This window comes from uncultured Acetatifactor sp. (assembly GCF_948601915.1).
Classification (GTDB): Bacteria; Bacillota; Clostridia; order Lachnospirales; family Lachnospiraceae; genus Acetatifactor.
On record NZ_CAPDXS010000030.1, the window covers coordinates 1 to 4,795 of the forward strand.

At 58.0% G+C, this 4,795-nt stretch carries 5 protein-coding genes; all 5 read left to right on the forward strand.

The genetic code is table 11. From position 1 onward, the window contains the following. Positions 1-231, forward strand: a 231-nt coding sequence (gene atpE / locus Q2B33_RS07105; RefSeq protein WP_300822759.1) for an ATP synthase F0 subunit C, incomplete at its 5' end; no start/stop codon positions are given. 74 nt (positions 232-305) lie between these two features. Further along, positions 306-821 (forward strand): F0F1 ATP synthase subunit B, encoded by a 516-nt coding sequence (gene atpF / locus Q2B33_RS07110; protein ID WP_334300288.1) that lies wholly within the window; start codon positions 306-308, stop codon positions 819-821. After that, entirely contained in the window at positions 809-1,357 is a 549-nt protein-coding gene (atpH, locus tag Q2B33_RS07115; RefSeq protein ID WP_296461018.1) for an ATP synthase F1 subunit delta, read from the forward strand. The genes atpF and atpH overlap by 13 nt, the downstream gene beginning before the upstream one ends. A gap of 28 nt (positions 1,358-1,385) precedes the next feature. Further along, the gene (gene atpA / locus Q2B33_RS07120) at positions 1,386-2,891 is read left to right on the forward strand and encodes a F0F1 ATP synthase subunit alpha (protein ID WP_300563693.1); all 1,506 of its coding nucleotides are present in this window, start codon (positions 1,386-1,388) and stop codon (positions 2,889-2,891) included. A 16-nt stretch (positions 2,892-2,907) separates the two neighbouring features. After that, positions 2,908-3,777 (forward strand): ATP synthase F1 subunit gamma, encoded by an 870-nt coding sequence (atpG, locus tag Q2B33_RS07125; RefSeq protein ID WP_300563691.1) that lies wholly within the window; start codon positions 2,908-2,910, stop codon positions 3,775-3,777. The last annotated feature ends 1,018 nt before the right edge of the window (positions 3,778-4,795 follow it).

Consider the following 4,795-nt stretch of genomic DNA (forward strand, 5'->3'; position numbering starts at 1 on the left):
TTAGGATGTTCCGCAATTGGCGCAGGTCTGGCAGTTATCGCCGGTATCGGACCTGGTGTCGGACAGGGTATCGCGGCCGGACACGCTGCCGCTGCAGTGGGACGCAATCCCGGCGCACAGCCCAAGGTCATGCAGACCATGCTCCTTGGCCAGGCAGTGGCAGAGACCACGGGTCTGTACGGTCTGCTGGTAGCTATCCTGCTGATGTTCGTGAAACCCCTTCTGCCTTAATAGTGTGAAAAGATTTTCTAAGAATAAGAGGCAGAAAGGAGGCAAAAATGATACTTTTAACAGAAGGTGAGTCCATGTCGAGGCTGTTCGACCTGGACTGGCAGCTATTGGCTGATTCCTGTCTGATGATCATTGCCATCTTTTTCCTGTTCCTGATCCTGAGCTATTTCCTGTTCAATCCTGCCAGGAAGATGCTGGAGGGCCGCAAGGAGAAGATTCGGAACGAATTGGAAACCGCGAAGACCGCCATGCAGAACGCCCAAAGCCTGAAGAAGGAGTACGAGGCGAAGCTGAAGGATGTTGACAAGGAGGCGGAGGTCATCCTGAGCGAGGCACGCAGGAAGGCCCTGGCCAATGAGAACGCGATCGTGGCCGAGGCCAGGGAAGAGGCGGCCCGTATTCTGGACAGGGCCCGCGTGGAAGCGGAGCTGGAGAAGCAGAAGATGTCCGACGACGTGAAGCGCGAGATCGTGGTCGTCGCATCCCTGATGGCCGGCAAGATCGTGTCGGCATCCGTGGACAGCGCCATGCAGAATCAGCTGATAGACGAGACCTTGAAGGAAATGGGTGAAAAGACATGGCTAAATTAGTATCCAAGACATACGGCGAGGCCCTGTATGAGGTAGCCGCGGAGGCAGGCAGGACCTCGGAGCTGATGGAGGAGATCCGCTGTGTGGGAGAGATACTGGCAGCTAACCCCGCGTTCGACGAGCTGATGGGACATCCGGGGATTCCGAAGCAGGAAAAGCTCCAGGTGGTGGAGGACGTCTTCAGGGGCCGGATCAGCGACGAGCTGGCTGGCCTGCTTGAGATCGTGGTCACCAAGGAGCGCTATAAGGAGCTCCCGGCCATATTCGCCTATTTTACCGACAGGGTGAAAGAGGAACAGCGGACCGGCATGGCCTATGTGACCACTGCCGTAGAGCTGGACGCGGCCCAGAGGCAGGCTGTGGAAGCCAGGCTCCTTGAGACCAGCGGCTATGCGGGCATGGAGATGCATTACGAGGTGGATGCCTCGATTATCGGCGGAATGATCATCCGCATAAACGACAGAGTGGTGGACAGCAGTGTCCGCACGAAGTTGAACGGTTTGAAGAAACAATTATTACAAATCCAGCTGGGGTGACCCGCTGGAGGAAAGGTGCGACAGATCCATGAATTTAAGACCGGAAGAAATAAGTTCAGTTATCAAGGATCAGATCAAGCGCTATGCGTCAACGCTGGACGTGTCCGATGTGGGCACGGTCATCCAGGTGGCGGACGGCATCGCCCGCGTCCATGGACTGGAAAATGCCATGCAGGGCGAGCTGCTGGAATTTCCCGGCGAAGTCTACGGCATGGTGCTGAATCTGGAAGAGGATAACGTGGGCGTGGTACTTTTGGGCAGTGCGCGCAACATCAACGAAGGCGACACTGTCAAGACCACCGGACGGGTGGTTGAGGTTCCGGTGGGGGACGCGCTGACCGGGCGCGTGGTCAATGCGCTGGGACAGCCCATTGACGGCAAGGGCCCTATCCAGACCAGCAAGTATCGTCAGATCGAGCGCGTGGCCAGCGGCGTCATCACCAGAAAGAGCGTGGATACCCCGCTCCAGACGGGAATCAAGGCCATTGACGCCATGATTCCCATCGGAAGGGGCCAGCGTGAGCTGATCATCGGCGACCGCCAGACAGGCAAGACGGCCATCGCCATTGATACCATCATCAACCAGAAGGGCCAGAACGTAAAGTGCATCTACGTTGCCATCGGCCAGAAGGCCTCCACAATCGCCAACATCGTGAAGACCCTGGAGGAATACGGGGCGATGGCTTATACTACCGTAGTAGTGTCCACTGCCAGCGACCTTGCGCCGCTGCAGTACATCGCTCCCTACTCAGGCTGCGCCATCGGCGAGGAGTGGATGGAGAACGGCCAGGACGTGCTGGTCGTGTACGATGACCTGAGCAAGCATGCAACCGCATACCGCACGCTCTCTTTGCTGCTGAGGCGTCCGCCCGGGCGTGAGGCCTATCCCGGAGACGTGTTCTACCTGCACTCCAGGCTGCTGGAGCGCGCGGCCAGGATGAACGAGGAGTACGGCGGAGGATCCCTGACGGCCCTGCCGATCATCGAGACCCAGGCCGGAGACGTGTCCGCGTACATTCCCACCAACGTGATCTCCATCACCGACGGCCAGATTTATCTGGAGACGGAGATGTTCAACGCGGGCTTCCGTCCTGCCATCAACGCGGGCCTTTCCGTGTCCCGTGTAGGCGGCGCTGCCCAGATCAAGGCCATGAAGAAGATCGCGGCCCCGATCCGTACAGAGCTGGCCCAGTACAGAGAGCTGGCGAGCTTCGCCCAGTTCGGCTCCGAGCTGGACGACAACACCAAGGAGACGCTGGCCCAGGGCGAGCGCGTCAAGGAGGTGCTCAAGCAGCCCCAGTACGCGCCCATGGCTGTCCAGTACCAGGTCATCATCATCTACGCTGTGACCCGCAAGTATCTCCTGGACGTGCCCACGGAGGACATCATCAGGTTCGAGAAGGAATTCTTCGAGTTCCTGGACACCAAGTACCCTGAGGTTCCCGGCAACATCGCCGCCGAGAAGGTGATCTCCGACGAGACGGAAGAGACCCTGAAGAAAGCAATCGAGGAGTTCAAGAAGCAGTTCAAATAGAAAGAGGATATAGAATATGGCATCAATGCGTGATATAAAGCGTCGCAAGAGCAGTATCCAGGGGACGCAGCAGATTACCAAGGCCATGAAGCTGGTATCCACTGTGAAGCTGCAGCGTGCCAGAGCCAGTGCGGAGCGCTCAAAGGGATATTTCACCTGCATGTACGACACGGTGAACAATATCCTGCAGCGCGTGGGGCATATCGACCATCCTTATCTGACGCCCGGCGAATCCCGGCGGAAAGCGGTAATCGTCATTACGTCCAATCGTGGACTGGCAGGCGGTTACAATTCCAATGTGACGAAGCTGGTGACCAGACATCCTCAGTGGAAGAAGGAGGATCTGGACATCTACTGCCTGGGCAATAAGGGACGGGAGACCTTTGTCCGCAATGGTTATGCGGTGAAGGAGTGCGACAACGATATCGTGGAGAGCCCCGTGTACGTGGATGCCGCCGCGCTGTCGGCAAAGCTTCTGGAGTCCTTTGCGGCGGGGGAGATCGGGGAGATCTACCTGGCCTATACCGGCTTCAAGAACACCGTGAGCCATGTGCCCACGCTGCTCCGTCTGCTTCCGGTGGAGGTGGATGCCGCCGCGGCCCAGAGTGAGGGCTCCGGAGAGGCCACCGCCATCATGAACTTCGAGGCGGAGGACACGGAGGCGCTGGACCTGCTCATCCCCAAGTACGTCACCAGTCTGATCTACGGCGCGCTGCGGGAATCCGTGGCCAGCGAGAACGGTGCGCGTATGCAGGCCATGGACAATGCGACCAGCAATGCGGAGGAAATCATCAGCGATTTGACGCTGAAATACAACAGGGCCCGCCAGGGCTCGATCACACAGGAGCTGACGGAGATCATAGCCGGCGCGGAAGCGCTGGGATAATCGTGCAAAGATTCTCTATGCCCGCAAGAGGGTGCACAGCACACCTCTTTAGTACGCGAATAAAGCGCCGAGGGCATGCGTATGAAGATCTGAATTGTACGCGAAAGAATGCCGGGAGAACAAGGTTCGGTTTGAGAGGGCATTCTTTCAGGTGTCGGCAATCTGTATATGTCTGAGATTTAGAAATGAGATTTATGCCCGCGCAAGCGGGCGGGAAAGAGGTAGAAATGGCAGGAGAAAACAGAGGCAAGGTTACTCAGGTCATCGGCGCGGTGCTGGACATCCGCTTCGATGAGGGTAAGCTGCCCGAAATCAACGAAGCGATTCGCATTCCTACCAGAGACGGCAACGAGCTGACCGTGGAGGTCTCCCAGCATCTGGGCGACGACACCGTAAGGTGTATCGCCATGGGGAGCACCGACGGTCTGGTGAGGGGAATGGACGCGGTGGCCACAGGGGCACCGATTTCCGTTCCCGTGGGCGAGAAGACCCTGGGGCGCATCTTCAATGTCCTGGGCCAGCCCATCGACAACAAGCCGGCTCCGGAGGGAGTCTCCTATGAGCCGATCCACAGGCCTGCGCCGAAGTTCGAGGAACAGGCCACGGAGAAGGAGCTTCTGGAGACAGGCATTAAAGTCGTAGATCTGCTCTGTCCTTATCAGAAGGGCGGTAAGATTGGTCTGTTCGGCGGCGCAGGCGTGGGCAAGACGGTGCTGATTCAGGAGCTGATCCGTAATATCGCTACGGAGCACAGCGGCTATTCCGTGTTCACCGGCGTGGGCGAGCGTACCCGTGAGGGAAATGACCTTTACCATGAGATGATGGAGTCAGGCGTCATCGACAAGACCACCATGGTATTCGGGCAGATGAACGAGCCCCCCGGAGCCAGAATGCGCGTGGGCCTTACAGGGCTTACCATGGCAGAGTATTTCCGTGACAAGGGCGGCAAGGACGTGCTGCTGTTCATCGACAATATTTTCCGTTTCACACAGGCGGGCAGCGAGGTTTCCGCTCTGCT